The 17,561-nt window shown below is 64.3% G+C and carries 16 protein-coding genes; all 16 read right to left on the reverse strand.

What is annotated here, in order from left to right; translation table 11 throughout:
* Nucleotides 1-152: 152 nt before the first annotated feature.
* The gene (locus tag QGV54_RS12180; protein ID WP_281016563.1) at nucleotides 153-623 is read right to left on the reverse strand and encodes a hypothetical protein; all 471 of its coding nucleotides are present in this window, start codon (nucleotides 621-623) and stop codon (nucleotides 153-155) included.
* Nucleotides 616-3,297: a pyruvate, phosphate dikinase gene (gene ppdK, locus QGV54_RS12185; protein ID WP_281016562.1), complete on the reverse strand. Its 2,682-nt coding sequence runs from the start codon at nucleotides 3,295-3,297 to the stop codon at nucleotides 616-618. Before ppdK ends, QGV54_RS12180 begins: the two co-directional genes overlap by 8 nt.
* Nucleotides 3,298-3,301: 4 nt before the next feature.
* Nucleotides 3,302-5,377: a glycine--tRNA ligase subunit beta gene (gene glyS, locus QGV54_RS12190; protein WP_281016561.1), complete on the reverse strand. Its 2,076-nt coding sequence runs from the start codon at nucleotides 5,375-5,377 to the stop codon at nucleotides 3,302-3,304.
* Between the two features lie 3 nt (nucleotides 5,378-5,380).
* Entirely contained in the window at nucleotides 5,381-6,283 is a 903-nt protein-coding gene (locus tag QGV54_RS12195) for a glycine--tRNA ligase subunit alpha (RefSeq protein WP_281016560.1), read from the reverse strand.
* 230 nt (nucleotides 6,284-6,513) lie between these two features.
* On the reverse strand, nucleotides 6,514-6,777 hold the full coding sequence (locus tag QGV54_RS12200; protein ID WP_281016559.1) for a DUF1467 family protein: 264 nt from the start codon (nucleotides 6,775-6,777) through the stop codon (nucleotides 6,514-6,516).
* A gap of 84 nt (nucleotides 6,778-6,861) precedes the next feature.
* A complete protein-coding gene (gene mce / locus QGV54_RS12205; RefSeq protein WP_281016558.1) occupies nucleotides 6,862-7,266 on the reverse strand; it encodes a methylmalonyl-CoA epimerase in 405 nt (134 codons plus the stop codon).
* A complete protein-coding gene (locus tag QGV54_RS12210; protein ID WP_281016557.1) occupies nucleotides 7,266-9,002 on the reverse strand; it encodes a ribonuclease J in 1,737 nt (578 codons plus the stop codon). Before QGV54_RS12210 ends, mce begins: the two co-directional genes overlap by 1 nt.
* On the reverse strand, nucleotides 9,002-9,778 hold the full coding sequence (locus tag QGV54_RS12215; protein WP_281016556.1) for a type III pantothenate kinase: 777 nt from the start codon (nucleotides 9,776-9,778) through the stop codon (nucleotides 9,002-9,004). The genes QGV54_RS12210 and QGV54_RS12215 overlap by 1 nt, the downstream gene beginning before the upstream one ends.
* A 22-nt stretch (nucleotides 9,779-9,800) precedes the next feature.
* Nucleotides 9,801-10,544, reverse strand: a complete 744-nt coding sequence (locus QGV54_RS12220) for a biotin--[acetyl-CoA-carboxylase] ligase (protein ID WP_281016555.1) — start codon at nucleotides 10,542-10,544, stop codon at nucleotides 9,801-9,803.
* The gene (locus QGV54_RS12225) at nucleotides 10,544-11,008 is read right to left on the reverse strand and encodes a GNAT family N-acetyltransferase (RefSeq protein WP_281016554.1); all 465 of its coding nucleotides are present in this window, start codon (nucleotides 11,006-11,008) and stop codon (nucleotides 10,544-10,546) included. The genes QGV54_RS12220 and QGV54_RS12225 overlap by 1 nt, the downstream gene beginning before the upstream one ends.
* Nucleotides 11,009-11,026: 18 nt before the next feature.
* Nucleotides 11,027-12,460, reverse strand: a complete 1,434-nt coding sequence (gene nuoN / locus QGV54_RS12230; protein ID WP_281016553.1) for an NADH-quinone oxidoreductase subunit NuoN — start codon at nucleotides 12,458-12,460, stop codon at nucleotides 11,027-11,029.
* A 12-nt stretch (nucleotides 12,461-12,472) separates the two neighbouring features.
* Entirely contained in the window at nucleotides 12,473-14,029 is a 1,557-nt protein-coding gene (locus tag QGV54_RS12235; protein ID WP_281016552.1) for an NADH-quinone oxidoreductase subunit M, read from the reverse strand.
* Nucleotides 14,030-14,036: 7 nt separating this feature from the next.
* The gene (gene nuoL, locus QGV54_RS12240) at nucleotides 14,037-15,983 is read right to left on the reverse strand and encodes an NADH-quinone oxidoreductase subunit L (protein ID WP_348637700.1); all 1,947 of its coding nucleotides are present in this window, start codon (nucleotides 15,981-15,983) and stop codon (nucleotides 14,037-14,039) included.
* A 14-nt stretch (nucleotides 15,984-15,997) separates the two neighbouring features.
* On the reverse strand, nucleotides 15,998-16,306 hold the full coding sequence (gene nuoK / locus QGV54_RS12245) for an NADH-quinone oxidoreductase subunit NuoK (RefSeq protein WP_281016550.1): 309 nt from the start codon (nucleotides 16,304-16,306) through the stop codon (nucleotides 15,998-16,000).
* 21 nt (nucleotides 16,307-16,327) lie between these two features.
* On the reverse strand, nucleotides 16,328-16,942 hold the full coding sequence (locus QGV54_RS12250; RefSeq protein WP_348637608.1) for an NADH-quinone oxidoreductase subunit J: 615 nt from the start codon (nucleotides 16,940-16,942) through the stop codon (nucleotides 16,328-16,330).
* 109 nt (nucleotides 16,943-17,051) lie between these two features.
* Nucleotides 17,052-17,540 carry an NADH-quinone oxidoreductase subunit NuoI gene (nuoI, locus tag QGV54_RS12255; protein WP_281016548.1) on the reverse strand — a complete coding sequence of 163 codons (489 nt, stop codon included), beginning with the start codon at nucleotides 17,538-17,540 and terminating at the stop codon, nucleotides 17,052-17,054.
* Nucleotides 17,541-17,561 lie beyond the last annotated feature (21 nt).

A 17,561-nucleotide genomic window follows, 5' to 3' on the forward strand; every position in this document is an offset into this window, starting at 1 on the left:
AAATCTCCAGTCAATCGGACGGCAGACAGTCTGCCGGAAAGCTCAAAGCACAAGGCGACGACACATCGTCATCATATACCTACGTCGCAAGGGCTTGTGCGGATGCAGCGACCGAACGCCTCAGAAGTCACAGCCCTGCAACAGGCGCCGGTTCAGAATACCCCGGCCTCCAGCCCTGCCGCGACCAGCATTCCGAGATCGTGACACCTGTCGACGAAGGCTTCGTCCCAGTCACCGCGGCAGACCAGCGGTTCCTGCACCGCTTTCCAGCGCAGGCCCGTGGTGATGGTCTCCACAGCCCTGCAGGTGCCGGTTCCGTCATGCCCGGCACGGACCAGAAGCGCGAAGGGCCGACCCTGGGTTTCCTCCAGACAGGGATAGTAGCACCGGTCGAAGAAATCCTTCAGCGCGCCACTCATGTAGCCCAGGTTCTCGGTGGTCATCAGGATGATCGCACCCGCCCGCAGCACATGCTCCGGTTCCGTGTCAAACGGTGAGCGGCAGTCCACCGCCACGCCATCGATGTCCTGATGCGACGCCCCTGAAACCAGTGCGTCGCGCAGCCGTGCGGTATTCGGCGACGGCGCGTGGGCGACGATCAGCAGGTTCTTGCTGTCAGCCATCCTTCTCCGGCGCGCTGTTCAGCGTTGCCTGTGCCGCCGCCAGCCGGGCAATCGGCACACGGAACGGCGAGCAGGAAACATAGTCCAGCGCAACCGCCTCACAGAAATGGATCGATGCCGGGTCACCGCCATGCTCGCCACAGATGCCGAGCTTGATGTCCGGGCGCGTCTTCCGGCCACGCTCCGAAGCGATCTCGACCAGTTCGCCGACACCCTCCGTATCCAGGCTGACGAAGGGGTCCTTCGGCAGGATGCCCTGACCGACATAGGCGTCCAGGAAGGACGCGGCGTCGTCGCGGCTGATGCCGAACGTGGTCTGGGTCAGGTCGTTGGTGCCGAAACTGAAGAAGGCCGCGGACTCCGCAATGTCGGCGGCGCGCAGCGCGGCACGCGGCAGTTCGATCATGGTGCCGACCAGATATTCCACCTCGCGGCCGCCCTGTTCCGCATGTACGGCGGTCGCCACCGCATCGATGCGGGCCTTCAGGATATCGACCTCCTGCCGTGTCGCCACCAGCGGGATCATGATCTCCGGTGTCACCGCTTCTCCCAGTTCCTTCGCCACCAGATAGGCGGCTTCGAAGATTGCACGGGCCTGCATCTCGTAGATCTCGGGGAAGGAGATACCGAGACGACAGCCGCGATGCCCCAGCATGGGGTTGAACTCATGCAGTTCGGCGGCGCGGCGGCGCATCTGCTCCGACTCCACGTTCATGGCGGAGGCCACGCCCTCGATCTCCTCGTCCGACCGGGGCAGGAACTCGTGCAGCGGCGGGTCCAGCAGCCGGATCGTGACCGGCAGCCCCGCCATGATGCGGAACAGTTCCACGAAGTCCGCCCGCTGCATCGGCAGGATGCGCGCCAGCGCGGCCTTCCGCCCCTCCAGCTTCTCCGACAGGATCATCTCCCGCACCGCCAGGATGCGATCATCGTCGAAGAACATGTGCTCGGTGCGGCAAAGGCCAATGCCCTCCGCGCCGAACTCGCGGGCGGTGCGGGCGTCGTGCGGTGTCTCGGCATTGGCGCGGACCCGCAGCCTGCGGATCTTGTCGGCCCAGCCCATCAGGATGCCGAAATCACCCGACAGCTCGGGCTGGATCGTCGGCACGGAACCGGCCATGACCTCGCCCGTGGCACCGTCGATGGTCAGCATGTCGCCGGCATGGAAGGTACGGCCCAGCACCCGCATCTCCCCCACCTTGTGATCGATGCGGATGTGACCGGCACCGGAAACGCAGGGACGCCCCATGCCGCGCGCAACCACCGCCGCATGGCTGGTCATGCCGCCCCGGCTGGTGAGGATACCCTCTGCCGCATGCATGCCGTGGATGTCTTCCGGGCTCGTCTCCTCCCGCACCAGCAGCACCTTCTCACCCAGCTTGGACTGACGCTCGGCCTCGTCCGCCGTGAAGACGATCCGGCCCGATGCGGCGCCGGGGCTGGCAGGCAGCCCCTTGGCGATCACGTCGCGTTCGGCGGACGGATCAAGTGTCGGGTGCAGCAACTGGTCGAGCGATCCGGGCTCGATCCGCTTCACCGCCTCCGTATGGTCGATCAGGCCTTCCTCGGCCATGTCCACGGCGATCTTCAGCGCAGCCTTCGCGGTACGCTTGCCGGAGCGGGTCTGCAGCATCCACAGCTTGCCCTGCTGCACCGTGAACTCGATGTCCTGCATGTCGCGGTAGTGGGCCTCCAGCGACTTGTAGACCCTGACCAGTTCGGCAAAGACCTCGGGCAGGTTCTCCTCCAGGGACAGGGCCTCTTCGCCCGCCGCCTCCCGCGCCGCCTTCGTGATGAGCTGCGGCGTGCGGATACCGGCCACAACGTCCTCACCCTGCGCATTCATCAGGTATTCGCCGAAGAAGATGTTCTCTCCCGTCGAGGGATCGCGGGTGAAGGCGACACCGGTTGCCGACCCCTCACCCATGTTGCCGAACACCATGGCCTGCACATTGACGGCCGTGCCCCAGGCCGCCGGAATGTCATGCAGGCGGCGATAGGTATTGGCGCGGTCATTCATCCATGACCCGAAGACGGCACCGACAGCACCCCAGAGCTGGTCTTCAGGGTCCTGCGGGAAGGGCTTGCCCGTGGCCTTCTGCACCTGTTCCTTGAACAGGCTGACGAGCTGTTCCAGATCCGCGACCGTCAGTTCATTGTCGAGCCAGACGCCGCGGGTCTCCTTGATGCCTTCAAGCAGATCCTCGAAGTCGCCGTGATCGACCCCCAGAACCACGTCACCGTACATCTGAATGAACCGGCGATAGCTGTCGAAGGCAAAGCGGCGGTCACCGGAACGCTTGGCCAGCCCCTCCACCGTCACATCGTTCAGGCCCAGGTTCAGGACCGTGTCCATCATGCCCGGCATCGACGCCCGCGCGCCGGAACGGACGGAAACCAGCAGCGGATTTTCGGCATCGCCGAACCCGGCACCCACGGTCTTCTCGACCACTGCCATGGCGTCGCGGACCTGATCGGTCAGCTCCGCCGGATAGCTCTGACCGTGGTCGTAATACCAGGTGCAGACCTCTGTCGTGACGGTGAAGCCCGGCGGCACCGGCAGGCCGAGATTGCTCATTTCCGCCAGATTGGCACCCTTGCCGCCCAGCAGGTTGCGCATGTCCGCCCTGCCCTCGGCCGCGCCGTCACCGAACGTGTAGACCCACTTGCTCATCGCTTCAGCCCTCGATCTTCGAAAAATCGGCAACCCGGTGCAGCGTGGCACGGATTTCAGCCAGCAGTTTCAGACGATTGGCCCGCAAGGCCGGATCGTCTGCATTGACCGTCACACTCTCGAAGAATGCGTCGACCGGGCCGCGCAGCGCCGCCATCGCAGACATTGCAACGGCGAAGTCCTCGGCCAGCAGCGCAGCATCCGCTGTTTCGTCCGCTGTGGAAAGGGCAACACCCAGATCGACCTCGGCCGGATCCACCAGACGATCACGGTCCGCCGGACCCTGCCAGGCGAAACCGTCCTTCTTCTCCTCGATCCGCAGGATGTTTGCCGCCCTGCGATAGGCCGCCAGCAGGTTCGCGCCGTCGTCCGACCCCACCAGGGTGGTCAGCGCATCAACCCGCGCCACCAGCCGGACGAGATCATCCTCGCTGCCCAGCCCCAGCACCGCCGCGATCAGGTCATGGCGCACGCCTTCGCCGCGCAGATGCACACGCAGCCGTTCGGCAATGAAAGCGATGATCTCCGCCGAGACGGTTTCCGCATCACTGACCTCCGCCAGCAGATCGCCCTTGATACCGTCGAACGCAAAGGTGAGGGCCGGATCCAGCGGCAGCCTCAACCCGTTCTCCAGAATGATGCGGATGACACCCAGGGCGGCGCGGCGCAGGGCAAAGGGGTCCTTCGACCCCGTGGGCTTCTCGCCGATGGCGAAGAAACCGACCAGGCTGTCCAGCTTGTCGGCCAGTGCCACGGCAACGGCAACCGGGTCCGACGGGCAGTCGTCGGCAGGACCGGCAGGGCTGTAGTGCGACCGGATCGCCTCCGCCACCTGCTCCGGTTCCTGATCCAGCCTGGCATAATAGCGGCCCATGATCCCCTGCAGTTCCGGGAATTCACCCACCATGCCCGTGGTCAGGTCGGACTTGGCGAGAAGTCCGGCACGACGGGTCATCAGCGGATCGGCCCCGACCTGCGGCGCCAGCCAGGCCGCCAGTTCCGCGATGCGTCCGGCCTTGGCCCCGACGGAGCCCATGCGGGCGTGAAACACGATGGGGTTCAGGTCCGGCAGGCGGCTTTCCAGCGTCCGCTGCTGGTCCTGGTCCCAGAAGAACCGCGCATCCGAGAGGCGCGCGCGCAGCACCTTCTCGTTGCCGGCGGTGATCTCCGTGCCGCCGTCCTCCGCTTCCAGGTTCGCCACCAGAATGAAGCGCGGGGCCAGCGACCCGTCAGGCTTTTCCGTCGCGAAATACTTCTGATGGCTGCGCATGGAGGTGGTCAGAACCTCCGCCGGCACATCCATGAAGGCATCGTCGATGCTGCCTATCAGCGGCACCGGCCATTCCACCAGCCCCGCGACCTCGTCCAGCAGGCCCGGATCATCCTTCAGCGTCAGGCCCTCGGCCTCCGCCAGCGCACGGGCGCGGCTGTCGATCATTGTCTTGCGGGTTTCGCGATCCAGAACCACCCGGGCGGTTTCCAGCTTCGCCTGATAGTCGGCGAAGTCCGCCACCTCAAAGGCGTCCGGCGCATGAAACCGGTGACCGCGTGTGGTATTGCCGCTCGTCACCGGCCCGAAGGTCACGGGGACGGTGGCGCCGCCGAACAGACACAGGATCGAATGCAGCGGGCGCACCCAGCGTTCCGGACGGTCGCCCCAGCGCATCGACTTGGGCCACGGCAGCTTCGCGATCGCGCCCTCGACCAGCCCGGGGAGCACCTCGGCTGTGGCCTGTCCCTTACGCTCGATCACCGCGAACAGGAACGTGCCCTTGGGGCTTTCCCGCTCCTCGACCTGGTCACGGCTGACGCCTGCGCCCTTCAGGAACCCCTCGATGGCCTTTTCCGGCGCATCGGCGCGGGGACCACGGCGTTCCTCGCGCACGTCCTCCTGCGCCTCCGGAATGCCGCTGATCACGACGGTCAGGCGGCGCGGCGTGGAATGGGCCTGCGCAGCCTCATGAGTCAGCCCGTTGGCGGTCAGCGCCTCCAGCAGCAGACCCTTGAGGTCATCGGCGGCCCGCGCCTGCATGCGCGCGGGGATCTCCTCCGAGAACAGTTCCAGCAGCAGTTCAGCCATGGCTCAGCCCTCCCCCGGCAGATGTCCGCGGGCGCGGAGCCATTCCTCCGCCGCGCGCTTGGCCAGCGCCCGGACCCGGCCGATGTAGGCGGCGCGCTCCGTCACGCTGATGACGCCCCGCGCGTCCAGCAGGTTGAAGACATGGCTCGCCTTGATGCACTGGTCATAGGCAGGCAGGGACAGGCCCTGATCCGCCAGCGCCATGCATTCCCCCTCCGCATCCGTGAAGTGGCGGAACAGCATCTCGGTATTGGCGTGCTCGAAGTTGTGGGCGGAATATTCGACCTCCGCCTGATGAAACACCTCCCGGTACTTCACCCCTGGCGTGGTGGCGGTGGGCGCATTGAAAGCCAGGTCGTAGACATTGTCGACGCCCTGCACATACATCGCCAGCCGCTCCAGTCCATAGGTCAGTTCGCCCGAGACCGGCGTGCAGTCATAGCCGCCGACCTGCTGGAAATAGGTGAACTGGCTGACCTCCATGCCGTCGCACCAGACCTCCCAGCCCAGTCCCCAGGCGCCCAGCGTCGGGCTTTCCCAGTCATCCTCGACAAAGCGGATGTCGTGGTTCATCGGGTCGATACCGATCTCCCGCAGGCTGCCCAGATAGAGCTCCTGAAAGTCCGGCGGGGACGGCTTCATGATCACCTGGTACTGGTAGTAGTGCTGCAGGCGGTTCGGGTTCTCGCCATAGCGGCCATCCGTGGGCCGCCGTGACGGCTGCACGTAGGCGGCATTCCAGGGCTCCGGCCCCAGTGCGCGCAGGGTCGTGGCCGGGTGAAATGTGCCCGCGCCGACTTCCATGTCATAGGGCTGCAGGATCAGGCATCCGCGCGCCGACCAGTAGCTGTGAAGGCGCAGAATGAGGTCCTGAAACGATGGCGCAGCGGCCTCGCGCTCTGGCATGAAACCGATCCCTGATGACTGAAGGCAGAAAGTGTCCGCGTAGGTATATGGCTGGCAGTATTGGGGTCAAGGGGAACAGGGCCGCAGGGGGGCATGCAGCGGCGGCCCGATTTGCCCTCGTCCGAGGGACTGGTCCGCCCCTCTCCCCCTCCCGAACACCCTTTTTAGGATACTTCCGTGGGTGGTCGGGATGGGGAGAGGGACGGAACGGCCAGAGAAAAGGTGCAGCCTCACGGCTTGCGGTCGAAGAACTCCCGCCAGGGCACGATGCCATAGTGGTCGCTGGCCCAGAGCAGCAGGAAGACCACGGTGGTAATGGCGGTCGTCAGGGCGAACTTGAACAGCAGGCGCGGCTTCACCGGCGCGCCGTCCGCCTGCCCCGGCACCAGGTCCTCACCCGCTTCCTCCGGCGTGCGCACACCGATGGGCAGGGTGGTGAACAGGATCACCCACCAGAGGATGATGTAGATGACGATGCCGCCGGCGATGGACATGGTTCGGTTCCGTGGTTGGTTGTGGGCTGTCGTACTCAGGCCGAAGTGTCAGACTGGACCCTCGCCCCCCCGAGACCGCCCCCGTCAGGGCTGTTCCAGTTCCACCAGTGTACCGCAGAAGTCCTTCGGGTGCAGGAACAGCACCGGATTGCCGTGGGCGCCGATCTTCGGCTCCCCGTCGCCCAGCACCCGGGCGCCTTCGGCCTTCAGCTTGTCGCGCGCGGCAATGATGTCCTCCACGTCGTAGCAGACGTGGTGCATGCCGCCCGACGGGTTGGTCTTCAGGAAGTTGGCGATGGGCGAATCCTCACCCAGCGGATGCAGCAACTCGATCTTGGTGTTGCCCAGTTCCACGAACACCACCGTCACGCCGTGATCCGGCTCCGGCTGCTGCTCGGAGACCTTCGCCCCCAGCGTGTCACGATAGGTTGCCGTCGCGGCCTCCAGATCAGGAACCGCAATTGCCACATGATTCAGACGTCCGATCATCAGACAGCCTCCTTCCACTTGCCTGCCGCGACCCGCTCACCCTCTTCCAGGCGCACGACCTCGCATTCCGTTACCGGCCGGCGGCCATTGGCCTGCCGTACCACCTTCCTGAGCGCCCGGACCGCAGTCTGGGCCAAAGTGTCATCATCCGCCGGGCGTCGGCCATTGACCTTGCCCATCTCCCGCTCGATCGCGCGTTCCGCGTCCGCGATCAGGTCGCGATGCTCCGCGCCTTCGGCAATGCCGATCAGGATGATGCGCGGATCCTCGATCAGTTCGCTGTCCTCATCCACCACCAGCACGATCATGGCGGCACCATTGTGGCTCAGCCTGCGCCGGTTCAGCAGCATCTCCGCCGCTGTCAGCACCAGTCCGGAGGCATCGACGGCCAGACGCCCGACCGGCACCTCACCCACCTTCTCCGGTGTGCCCGGCCCCAGTTGCAGGATGTCGCCATTCAGCACCACGTGCGCTTCCGGGACGCCGCATTCCTTCACCGCATAGCGCGCCTGCTCGATCAGGTGGCGCGCCTCGCCATGGACCGGGATCAGCATTTCCGGCTGCACGATCTCGTACATGCGCCGCAGTTCATCACGGCTCGGGTGGCCGGAGACATGCACCGGACGATCCTTTTCCGTCACTACCTCGATCTCGTTCAGGGCGAGCTGGTTGTGCAGGCGATAGAGGGTCTTGTCGTTGCCCGGAATGATCTTGGAGGAGAAGATCACCACGTCGCCCTTGCGCAGGTTGACCTGCGGGTGGTCATCGTTGGCGATGCGCGCCATGGCACCGCGCGCCTCCCCCTGGCAGCCGGTACAGAGCAGCAGCACCTTGTCCCGCGGCATCGCTGCCGCTTCCTTGTCGTTCAGCGGCTCGTCCATGTCCGCCAGATAGCCGACCTTTCGCGCCGCCTCGTAGAATTTCCACAGCGACCGGCCCACCAGCGCGAAGTGACGACCGGACTGCTTCGCGGCGTAGGCCACGCTTTCCAGCCGCGCGACGTTGGAGGCGAAGGTTGTCACCACCACCAGGCCATTGCGCCCCTGTACGGTCCTGACCAGTTCGTCGCGCACATCGCCCTCCGAACCCGACGTGCCGGGACTGAAGACATTGGTGGAATCGCAGATCAGCGCCCGGATCCCCTTCTTCGCCCATGCCCGCAGCGCCTCCTCGTCGGAGGCCGGGCCCAGCATCGGGGTCGCATCGAACTTCCAGTCGCCGGTGTGCAGCAGCGTGCCGTGCGGCGTCTCGATCGCCAGCGCCTGCATCTCCAGCGTCGAGTGGGTCAGGCCGATCATGGTCACGCGGAAGGGGCCGAGTTCCAGCGGGCCCTCGTCACGGACGATGCGCAGATCGACGTCGTCCTCGATCCCCGCTTCCCTGAACTTGCCGACAAGCAGTTCCGCGGCAAAGGGTGTCGCATAGACCGGACACTTGAAACGGTGCCACAGGTGGTGAACCGCACCCAGATGATCCTCATGACCATGCGTGATCACCAGACCGAGGATATCCTCGGCCTCCGTCTCCGCGTAGGTCGGATCGGGCACGACAATGTCGATGCCGGGCAGGTTGTCGTCGGCGAAGGTCATGCCGCAGTCGACCATCAGCCACTTCCCGCCCGTGCCATACATGGTCAGGTTCATGCCGATTTCACCGCAGCCACCCAGCGGCACCATCACCAGTCCGTCACGATAGGCGTGATGTCCGCCAGCCTTGCTCGATTTCGATTTGCCCACTACAGCGTCCTTGGGTTGCGGCGACTGATCTCCAGCAGCCCGTGCATCGTCAGATCACGATCGATCGCCTCGATGCAGTCCGTACCATCGGCGAACATAGGGGCGAGGCCGCCGGTTGCAATGACTTGTATGCGCTGCCCGTATTCTTCGCGGATGCGACTGATCAGCCCTTCGATCAGACCGACATAGCCCCAGTAGACCCCTGACAGCATCGCGGACTGCGTATCATTGCCGATCACGCGCTCCGGTCGCTCCACCGCGATACGGGGCAGCTTCGCCGCCGCCATGTGCAGGGCCTCGAGGCTGAGGTTGATGCCCGGCGCGATCACGCCCCCCAGATAGTCGCCTGCTTCATTGATGATATCGAACGTCGTGGCGGTGCCGAAATCGACGATGATCGCCGGGCCGCCATACTTCTTCTTCACACCGACGGCGTTGACGATGCGGTCCGCACCGACCTCCCGCGATTTCTCGATCAGCACCTTGATGCCGACATCCACGTCCGGATCACCGACCACGATCGGTTCGCAACGGTAATAGCGGCGGCAGAGTGTGCGCAGGTTGAACAGCGCCTGCGGCACCACGGTGGCGATGATGGCGCTGTCGATCTGTTTCGCATCGACTTCCACCAGCCCCATCAGGCTGGCCAGCCAGACGCCATACTCGTCGGCGGTCCGGGCAGAATTCGTGCTTGTCCGCCACTCGCCGAGAATGTCCTCACCGTCAAACACGGCGAAGGTCGTATTGGTGTTGCCCGCGTCGATCGTCAGCAGCATCGACCTCTCCTCGATTCGCGCTTCAGTGGGGCGGCGGCCGGAAGACATCCCCCGCCGTGATCCGCCTCAAGGTGTCATCATCCTGTCGCAACAACAGGGCACCGTCGTCATCCAGCCCCTCGAACAGGCCATGCAGTTCGCCATCCGCCAGACGGGCAACGACCGGCTTGCCCAGTCCGTCAGCCATGTCCAGCCAGGCCCGGCGAACAGCCGCAAAGCCCTGCCTCTCCCACGTTTCCGTCCACGCCGTCAAGCGCAGGCTCAACATGGCAAGAACCCGCTGGACCGTGGTCTCCGGTGCAAGGGTGGACAGGGCAAAGGCCGGATAGGGTGTGCCTGTCGGCGCTGAGGCAATATTGACCCCGATGCCGATTATGACCGCGTCCCGCCCCGCTGGCGTGCGTGCCGTCTCCAGCAGGATGCCGGACAGTTTCGCACCGTCCGCCAGAACATCGTTCGGCCACTTGCAGCGGACGGCGGCCCGGTCCTGCAGGACCTCTGTGGCCACCTCAGCCACGCCGAGCGCGGCAATGAAGGAAAGCTCGGCGAAACGGGCCAGCGGCACCGTCGGGCAGAAGCCGAAGGAGGAATAGAGATTGCCGGCCGGACTGGTCCACTCCCGACCGCGCCGTCCGCGTCCCTGCATCTGACGCTCTGCCGTGACCACCAGCCCGCCCTGATCAGCCATCTCCAGCCGCACCTTCACCTCGTCATTGGTGGAACCGACATCGCCCAGCGCCACATGATGAAAGCGGCCGGTCGACATCAGTCGAGGACAAGCGTCATGAAGAAGCTTTCCGGGTCATCCGGGTAGAAGGAGAAGGGACCACAGGGCGTGAAGCCGTAGCGGGCGTAGAGTGTCCGCGCCGAACGGAAGCCGTCCGCCGAACCGGTCTCCAGGCTGAGACGCTGATACCCCCGCTGGCGTGCCACGGCGACGATATGGTCCAGCATGCGGGCGGCAAGTCCCTGCCCGCGCAGCTCACCGATGGTGTGCATCGACTTGATCTCGCCATGCCCGGTATCGAGTTCCTTCAGCGCGCCGAAACCGATCAGCCGACCGTCGCCCCACATGCTCCAGAACGTCATGCCGGGCGCGGCGAGTCCGCTGGCATCCAGCGCGTAGATCTTCTCCGGGCTGGTATGGGCCTGCATGTGCGCATGATGCACCTGCAGCAGCGCCAGGCATTCCGGACGGGTCGGTTCATCTTCCTGGATGCGGATGTCCATTGGTCACCCCTTCCCCGTTCAGGGGAACAGGCTGCCTGCCGCAACAGCCGCACCATTGACCAGAACACCGGGCACGACGAAGAAGGCGGCGGTTAGGAAGGCGGTGACCGCCATCAGCACGCCAAGCTCCATGCCGATCGGCTTCGACAGCGGCTCGGTCGGCTCATCGAAATACATGATCTTGATGATCCGCAGGTAGTAGAACGCACCAACCACGCTGGCGAGGACACCGATGACGGCCAGGTAGTACAGGCCCGCATTGATGGCCGCCATGAAGACGTAGAACTTGCCGAAGAACCCGGCCAGCGGCGGCACGCCCGCCAGCGAGAACATGAAGATCGCCAGCGCCATGGCCATGCCCTTGTGGGTCTTTCCCAGACCACGCAGGTCGTCGATGCTCTCCACCATCCGGTCGCCGCGCCGCATCGCCAGGATGCAGGCAAAGGTGCCGACGTTCATCACCAGATAGATGGTCAGATAGACCAGAACGCCGCGCACACCCTCCGACGTTGCCGCCGTCAGGCCGACCAGTGCGTAACCGACATGGCCGATGGAGGAATAGGCCATCAGCCGCTTGATGTTGTGCTGCCCGATGGCCGCGAAGGCACCCAGCAGCATCGACAGGACCGAAATCAGCCAGATGATCTGCCGCCAGTCCGCCTCCATGCCGCCGAAGGGCTCCAGCATGGCGCGCAGGAACATGGCCAGTGCCGCGACCTTGGGTGCCGTGGCAAAGAAGGCGGTGACCGGCGACGGCGCGCCCTCATAGACGTCAGGCGTCCACATGTGGAACGGCACTGCCGACACCTTGAAGGCCAGACCGGCCGACAGGAAGACGATGCCGATGACGAGACCCAGGCCCGCCTTTTCCTGCCCCTGCATCACATTGGCAATGTCACCGAACGTGGTGGAGCCGGTGAATCCGTAGATCATGGAACAGCCATAGAGCAGCATGCCCGACGACAGCGCGCCGAGAACGAAGTACTTCAGCCCCGCCTCCGTCGTGCGGGTCGAGTCACGCTTGAAGGCCGCCAGCACGTAGAGCGGCAGGCTCTGCAGCTCGATACCCATGTAGAGCGAGATGAGGTCATTGGCGGAGACCATCATCAGCATGCCCAGCGTGGCGATCATGATCAGCACGGGATATTCGAACCGGTTCATCCCCTCCCGCCGGACAAAGCCCTGCGACAGGATGATGGCGGCGGCAGAGCCGATCAGGATCAGCACCTTGGCAAAGCGTGCAAAGGGATCATCGACGAACAGGCCGGCGAAGCTGACATTGTCACCTTCCCCCGTCACCACCAGCACCAGCGCAACGGCAAGCGAAAGGATGCCCAGCCAGGACACCAGCCCCATGTCGGAACCGGGTTTCTGGAACACGCCGATCATCAGCATCGCCATCGCGGCGACAGCCAGGAAGATCTCGGGAAGGGCTATGGCGAAATCATGCATGGTGATCGGACCTCAATGCTTCGCCGCGCCGAGGGTCTCGGCGCCCGCGGGCTGCATCGCTGCGTCGAGCGCGATGGCCGCGTTGTGGTGTTCGACCAGATAGGTGATCGACGGTTCCATGATGTCCAGGAACGAGGAGGGATAGACGCCAAGCCAGATCACCGCCACCGCAATGGGCGCGAAGATCAGGATCTCGCGCGGGCTGAGGTCGGTCATGGCCTTCAGGTCTTCCTTCTCCAGCTTGCCGAAGACGACCCGGCGATAGAGCAGCAGCGCATAGGCCGCCCCCAGGATCACACCGGTGGTCATCAGCAGGGCAACCCAGGTATTGGCCTCGAACGCGCCGACGATGGACAGGAACTCGCCGACGAACCCGGCGGTGCCCGGCAGGCCGACAGAGGCCATGGTCATCAGCATGAAGACGAAGGCATAGCGCGGCATGCGCTCCACCAGTCCGCCATAGCGCGCGATTTCCCGCGTGTGCAGCCGGTCATAGACGACACCGACGCAGAGGAACAGCGCGCCGGAGATCAGGCCATGCGCCAGCATGACGAACATCGCGCCCTCGATACCCTGCACATTGAAGGTGAACAGGCCGATGGTGACGAAGCCCATGTGCGCCACGGAGGAATAGGCAATCAGCTTCTTCATGTCCTCCTGCACCAGCGCGACGAGCGAGGTGTAGATGACCGCGACCACCGACAGGCCGAAGATCAGCGGCGCAAAGTCCATGGAGGCGACGGGGAACATCGGCAGGCTGAACCGGATGAAGCCGTAGCCGCCCATCTTCAGCAGCACACCGGCCAGGATCACGGAACCGGCCGTCGGTGCCTCCACGTGCGCGTCCGGCAGCCAGGTATGGACCGGCCACATCGGCATCTTCACTGCGAAGGAGGCGAAGAAGGCCAGCCACAGCCAGGTCTGGATATTGGCCGGTATCGCCTTGTCCGGATCGACTGCCTGTGCCGTCAGTGCCGGAATGCTGGTGGTGCCGGCATCAAAGTAGATCCAAAGGATCGCCAGCAGCATCAGCACGGAGCCGAGCAGCGTGTAGAGGAAGAACTTGAAGGAGGCGTAGATCCTGCGCCCGCCGCCCCAGATGCCGATGATCAGGAACATCGGGATCAGACCGGCCTCGAAGAACAGGTAGAACAGCAGCAGGTCCTGCGCGCAGAAGACGCCGATCATCAGCGTTTCCATCAGCAGGAACGCGATCATGTACTCCTTCACCCGGACCTTGATCGCCTCCCAGCTCGCCAGGATGCAGAGCGGCATCAGGAACGTGGTCAGCAGCACCAGCGGCAGGGAGATCCCGTCGATCCCCATGCGGTAGTCGATGCCGGTGCCGATCCAGTCGACTTCCTCCACCATCTGCAGGTCGGCGGTGCCATATTCGAAACGGCCCCAGATGATCAGCGACAGCAGGAAGGTGCCGGTGGTGGCGAACAGCGCGCCCCAGCGGACGTTCTTCTGCGCATCGGCGTCGTCACCACGCACGAACAGCAGGATGATCAGCGCACCAACCAGGGGCGCGAAGGTAACGATGCTCAGCAGCGGGAAAGCAAACATCTTATCCTCAGACCCCGATCGCGTAGAAATAGAAGCTGACCAGCACGGCGACGCCGATCAGCATGGCGAAGGCGTAGTGGTAGACGTAGCCGCTCTGCAGCAGGCTCGCCCGGCGGGCCAGCTTCAGAACCGTCGACGAGATGCCATCCGGGCCGAAGCCGTCGATGACCTGACCGTCACCACGCTTCCAGAAGATCCGTCCCAGCCCCTTTGCCGGGCGGACGAAGATCCAGTCATACAGCTCGTCGAAGTACCACTTGTTCAGCAGGAACTGGTAGATCGCCTGATGTGTCCGGGCGAACGAACCGGGCAGTTCCGTGTTGCGGATGTACATCTGCCAGGCCAGCGCGATACCGGCAACGGAGACCACCAGCGGCAGCCACTTCACCCAGGTGGGCACGTCGTGGGCATGCTCCAGCGCGGTGTGGACCGGCAGGATCAGGATCGCCTCACCCCAGAACTCCTCCCAGTGGTGTCCGGTCATCGGGCCGTAGAATGCGATACCGGCGAAGACTGCGCCAACGGCCAGGACATACAGCGGGATCATCATCACCGGCGGCGAGTCATGGATATGCGCCATGGTCTCGCGGGGAGCACGGGGCTTGCCGTTGAAGGTCATGAACAGCAGGCGCCAGGAATAGAAGGCGGTCATGAAGGCCGCGGCGATACCCATGATGAAGGCATATTCGCCAAAGCTGGTGTGTGCGGCGAACGCGCTCTCCAGGATCAGGTCCTTGGAATAGAAGCCGGCGAAGCCGATCACCCCCGGAATGCCGATACCGGCAAGCGCCAGGGAGCCGATCCACATCATGAAGAAGGTCTTCCTGATGTGTGGGGCCAGACCGCCCATCTTCCGCATGTCCTGCTCATCCGCCACGGCATGGATCACCGAACCGGCGCCCAGGAACAGCAGCGCCTTGAAGAACGCATGGGTGAACAGGTGGAAGATCGCCACCGGATAGGCTGACAGGCCCGCCGCGAAGAACATGTAGCCGAGCTGCGAACAGGTCGAATAGGCGATGACCCGCTTAATGTCGGTCTGCACAAGACCGACGGTCGCGGCGAAGAAGGCTGTCGTGGCACCGATGACCGCGACCACGGCCAGCGCGTCCGGCGCATACTCGAACATCGGCGAACAGCGCGCGACCAGGAACACGCCTGCCGTCACCATCGTTGCCGCATGGATCAGCGCGGAGACCGGCGTCGGGCCCTCCATCGCGTCCGGCAGCCAGGTGTGCAGCGGCAACTGTGCCGACTTGCCCATCGCACCGAGGAACAGCAGCAGGCAGATCGTGGTCAGGGTATGCACCTCGTAGCCGAGGAACATGAAGGTGTGGTCCACATAGTCCGGTGTCGCGCTGAACACCGCCTCGAACGTCACGCTGTCATAGACCAGGAAGATGCCGGCAATACCGAGGGCAAAGCCGAAGTCACCCACGCGGTTGACGATGAAGGCCTTCATTGCCGCCGCGTTGGCGGAGGGCTTGTGGTACCAGAAACCGATCAGCAGATAGGATGCCAGGCCCACACCTTCCCAGCCGAAATAGAGCTGCACGAAGTTGTCGCTGGTGACCAGCATCAGCATGGCGAAGGTGAACAGCGACAGGTAGGCGAAGAACCGCGCCTTCGCCTTGTCGTGGCTCATGTAGCCGATGGAATACCAGTGAACCAGGCAGGACACGGTGTTCACCACGACCAGCATCACGGCGGTCAGGCTGTCGATCTGCAGCGCCCAGCTGACCGCGAAGTCCCCGGACTTGATCCAGCTCAGCAGCTCGACGTGCGCCGGGCTGTGGCCGAAGGCAACCTGATAGAGCGTGACCCAGGACAGGACAGCAGCCAGGGTCATCAGCAGGCTTGTGATCAGCATGGCGGCACGGTCGCCGAGCGAACGCCCGAAGAAACCGGCCAGCAGGGCACCGAGCAGCGGTGCGAAGGTGATCAGGACATACATCATGGCGGTCTCGATCAGCCTTTCATCATGTTGATGTCTTCAACGGCGATGGAGCCGCGATTGCGGAAGTACACGACCAGGATGGCCAGGCCAATGGCCGCCTCCCCCGCCGCGACGGTCAGCACGAACATCGCGAAGACCTGACCCACGAGGTCGTTCAGGTGGGTAGAGAAGGCCACCAGGTTGATGTTGACGGCGAGCAGCATCAGCTCGATCGACATCAGGATGATGATGACGTTCTTGCGGTTCATGAAGATGCCGAAGATCCCCAGCGTGAACAGGATCGCCGCAACCGTCAGATAATGTCCGAGACCAATTTCCATATGACTTCCCCTCGGCCCCCCTCAGACGCCCTGGCCGGGCTGGACCTTCTTGATCTCAACCGAACTGTCCCGCGTGCGGCTGACCTGATCGGCGATGCGCTGGCGACGCACACCCGGGCGCGAACGCAGGGTCAGCACGATGGCACCGATCATGGCGACGAGCAGGATCATCCCTGCCGCCTGGAACAGGTAGACGTAGCGGGTGTAGACCAGATCCCCCAGCGCGGCGACATTGCTGCGCAGGGCCGGATCCGGGGTTGGCGCAGCAGCGACGGCTGCCGTTTCCGGGGCGATCACCCAGGCACCCACCACCATCAGGATCTCCACCAGCAGGATGAAGGACACCAGCAGGCCGATGGGCAGGTACTGCAGGAAACCCTGCCGCAACTCGACGAAATTGATGTCCAGCATCATGACGACGAACATGAACAGCACCGCGACCGCGCCGACGTAGACGATGACCAGGATCATCGCCAGGAACTCCGCCCCCAGCAGCACGAACAGCCCCGCCGAATTGAAGAAGGCGAGGATCAGAAACAGCACGGAATGCACCGGGTTGCGCGACGCGATCACCATCACGCCGCAGGCAACGGTGATCGTCGCGAACAGATAGAATGCCAAGGCTGGCAGGATCACGTGTCCATTCCCTTCATTCCAGTCGCCCCTTCAGGCCCTTGCCGGGCCACGCCGTCACCGCGATCCCCTGATCGCGCCGCCGACACCTCAAGTCCAGCGCCCACCGCGATCAGCGGTAGGGCGCGTCCGCAGCCAGATTGGCCGCGATCTCCCGTTCCCACCGGTCGCCGTTGGCGAGCAGCTTGCTCTTGTCATAGAACAGCTCCTCCCGCGTTTCGGTGGCAAATTCGTAGTTCGGCCCCTCGACAATCGCATCCACCGGGCAGGCTTCCTGACAGAAACCGCAGTAGATGCACTTGGTCATGTCGATGTCGTAGCGCGTGGTCCGGCGGCTGCCGTCCTCGCGCGGTTCGGCCTCGATGGTGATGGCCAGTGCCGGACAGATCGCCTCGCACAGCTTGCAGGCAATGCAGCGTTCCTCGCCGTTCGAATAGCGGCGCAGCGCGTGCTCGCCCCGGAAGCGCGGGCTGAGCGGCCCCTTCTCGTAGGGGTAGTTCAGCGTCACCTTCGGCTTGAACATGTACTTCAGCGTCAGCCACATGCCGGAGCGCATGTCGCCCAGCAGGACAGCCCGCGCGGTACGGTCCAGAAATCCCATGATCGCAGCCTCCTCTTGTCC

It is taken from the genome of Minwuia sp. IMCC3060 (assembly GCF_029909435.1).
Taxonomy (GTDB): domain Bacteria; phylum Pseudomonadota; class Alphaproteobacteria; order Minwuiales; family Minwuiaceae; genus Minwuia.

What these genes read in the sequence shown, in the direction of transcription:
- QGV54_RS12195 (WP_281016560.1), bottom strand. Translation starts at nt 6,283, where the DNA reads ATGCCAGAGCGCGAGGCCGCTGCGCCATCGTTTCAGGACCTCATTCTG.
- nuoK (WP_281016550.1), bottom strand. Translation starts at nt 16,306, where the DNA reads ATGGAAATTGGTCTCGGACATTATCTGACGGTTGCGGCGATCCTGTTC.
- nuoL (WP_348637700.1), bottom strand. Translation starts at nt 15,983, where the DNA reads ATGTATGTCCTGATCACCTTCGCACCGCTGCTCGGTGCCCTGCTGGCC.
- QGV54_RS12200 (WP_281016559.1), bottom strand. Translation starts at nt 6,777, where the DNA reads ATGTCCATCGCCGGCGGCATCGTCATCTACATCATCCTCTGGTGGGTG.
- QGV54_RS12220 (WP_281016555.1), bottom strand. Translation starts at nt 10,544, where the DNA reads ATGTCGACCGGCCGCTTTCATCATGTGGCGCTGGGCGATGTCGGTTCC.
- QGV54_RS12180 (WP_281016563.1), bottom strand. Translation starts at nt 623, where the DNA reads ATGGCTGACAGCAAGAACCTGCTGATCGTCGCCCACGCGCCGTCGCCG.
- nuoI (WP_281016548.1), bottom strand. Translation starts at nt 17,540, where the DNA reads ATGGGATTTCTGGACCGTACCGCGCGGGCTGTCCTGCTGGGCGACATG.
- QGV54_RS12225 (WP_281016554.1), bottom strand. Translation starts at nt 11,008, where the DNA reads ATGGACATCCGCATCCAGGAAGATGAACCGACCCGTCCGGAATGCCTG.
- QGV54_RS12235 (WP_281016552.1), bottom strand. Translation starts at nt 14,029, where the DNA reads ATGTTTGCTTTCCCGCTGCTGAGCATCGTTACCTTCGCGCCCCTGGTT.
- nuoN (WP_281016553.1), bottom strand. Translation starts at nt 12,460, where the DNA reads ATGCATGATTTCGCCATAGCCCTTCCCGAGATCTTCCTGGCTGTCGCC.
- mce (WP_281016558.1), bottom strand. Translation starts at nt 7,266, where the DNA reads ATGATCGGACGTCTGAATCATGTGGCAATTGCGGTTCCTGATCTGGAG.
- QGV54_RS12215 (WP_281016556.1), bottom strand. Translation starts at nt 9,778, where the DNA reads ATGCTGCTGACGATCGACGCGGGCAACACCAATACGACCTTCGCCGTG.
- ppdK (WP_281016562.1), bottom strand. Translation starts at nt 3,297, where the DNA reads ATGAGCAAGTGGGTCTACACGTTCGGTGACGGCGCGGCCGAGGGCAGG.
- glyS (WP_281016561.1), bottom strand. Translation starts at nt 5,377, where the DNA reads ATGGCTGAACTGCTGCTGGAACTGTTCTCGGAGGAGATCCCCGCGCGC.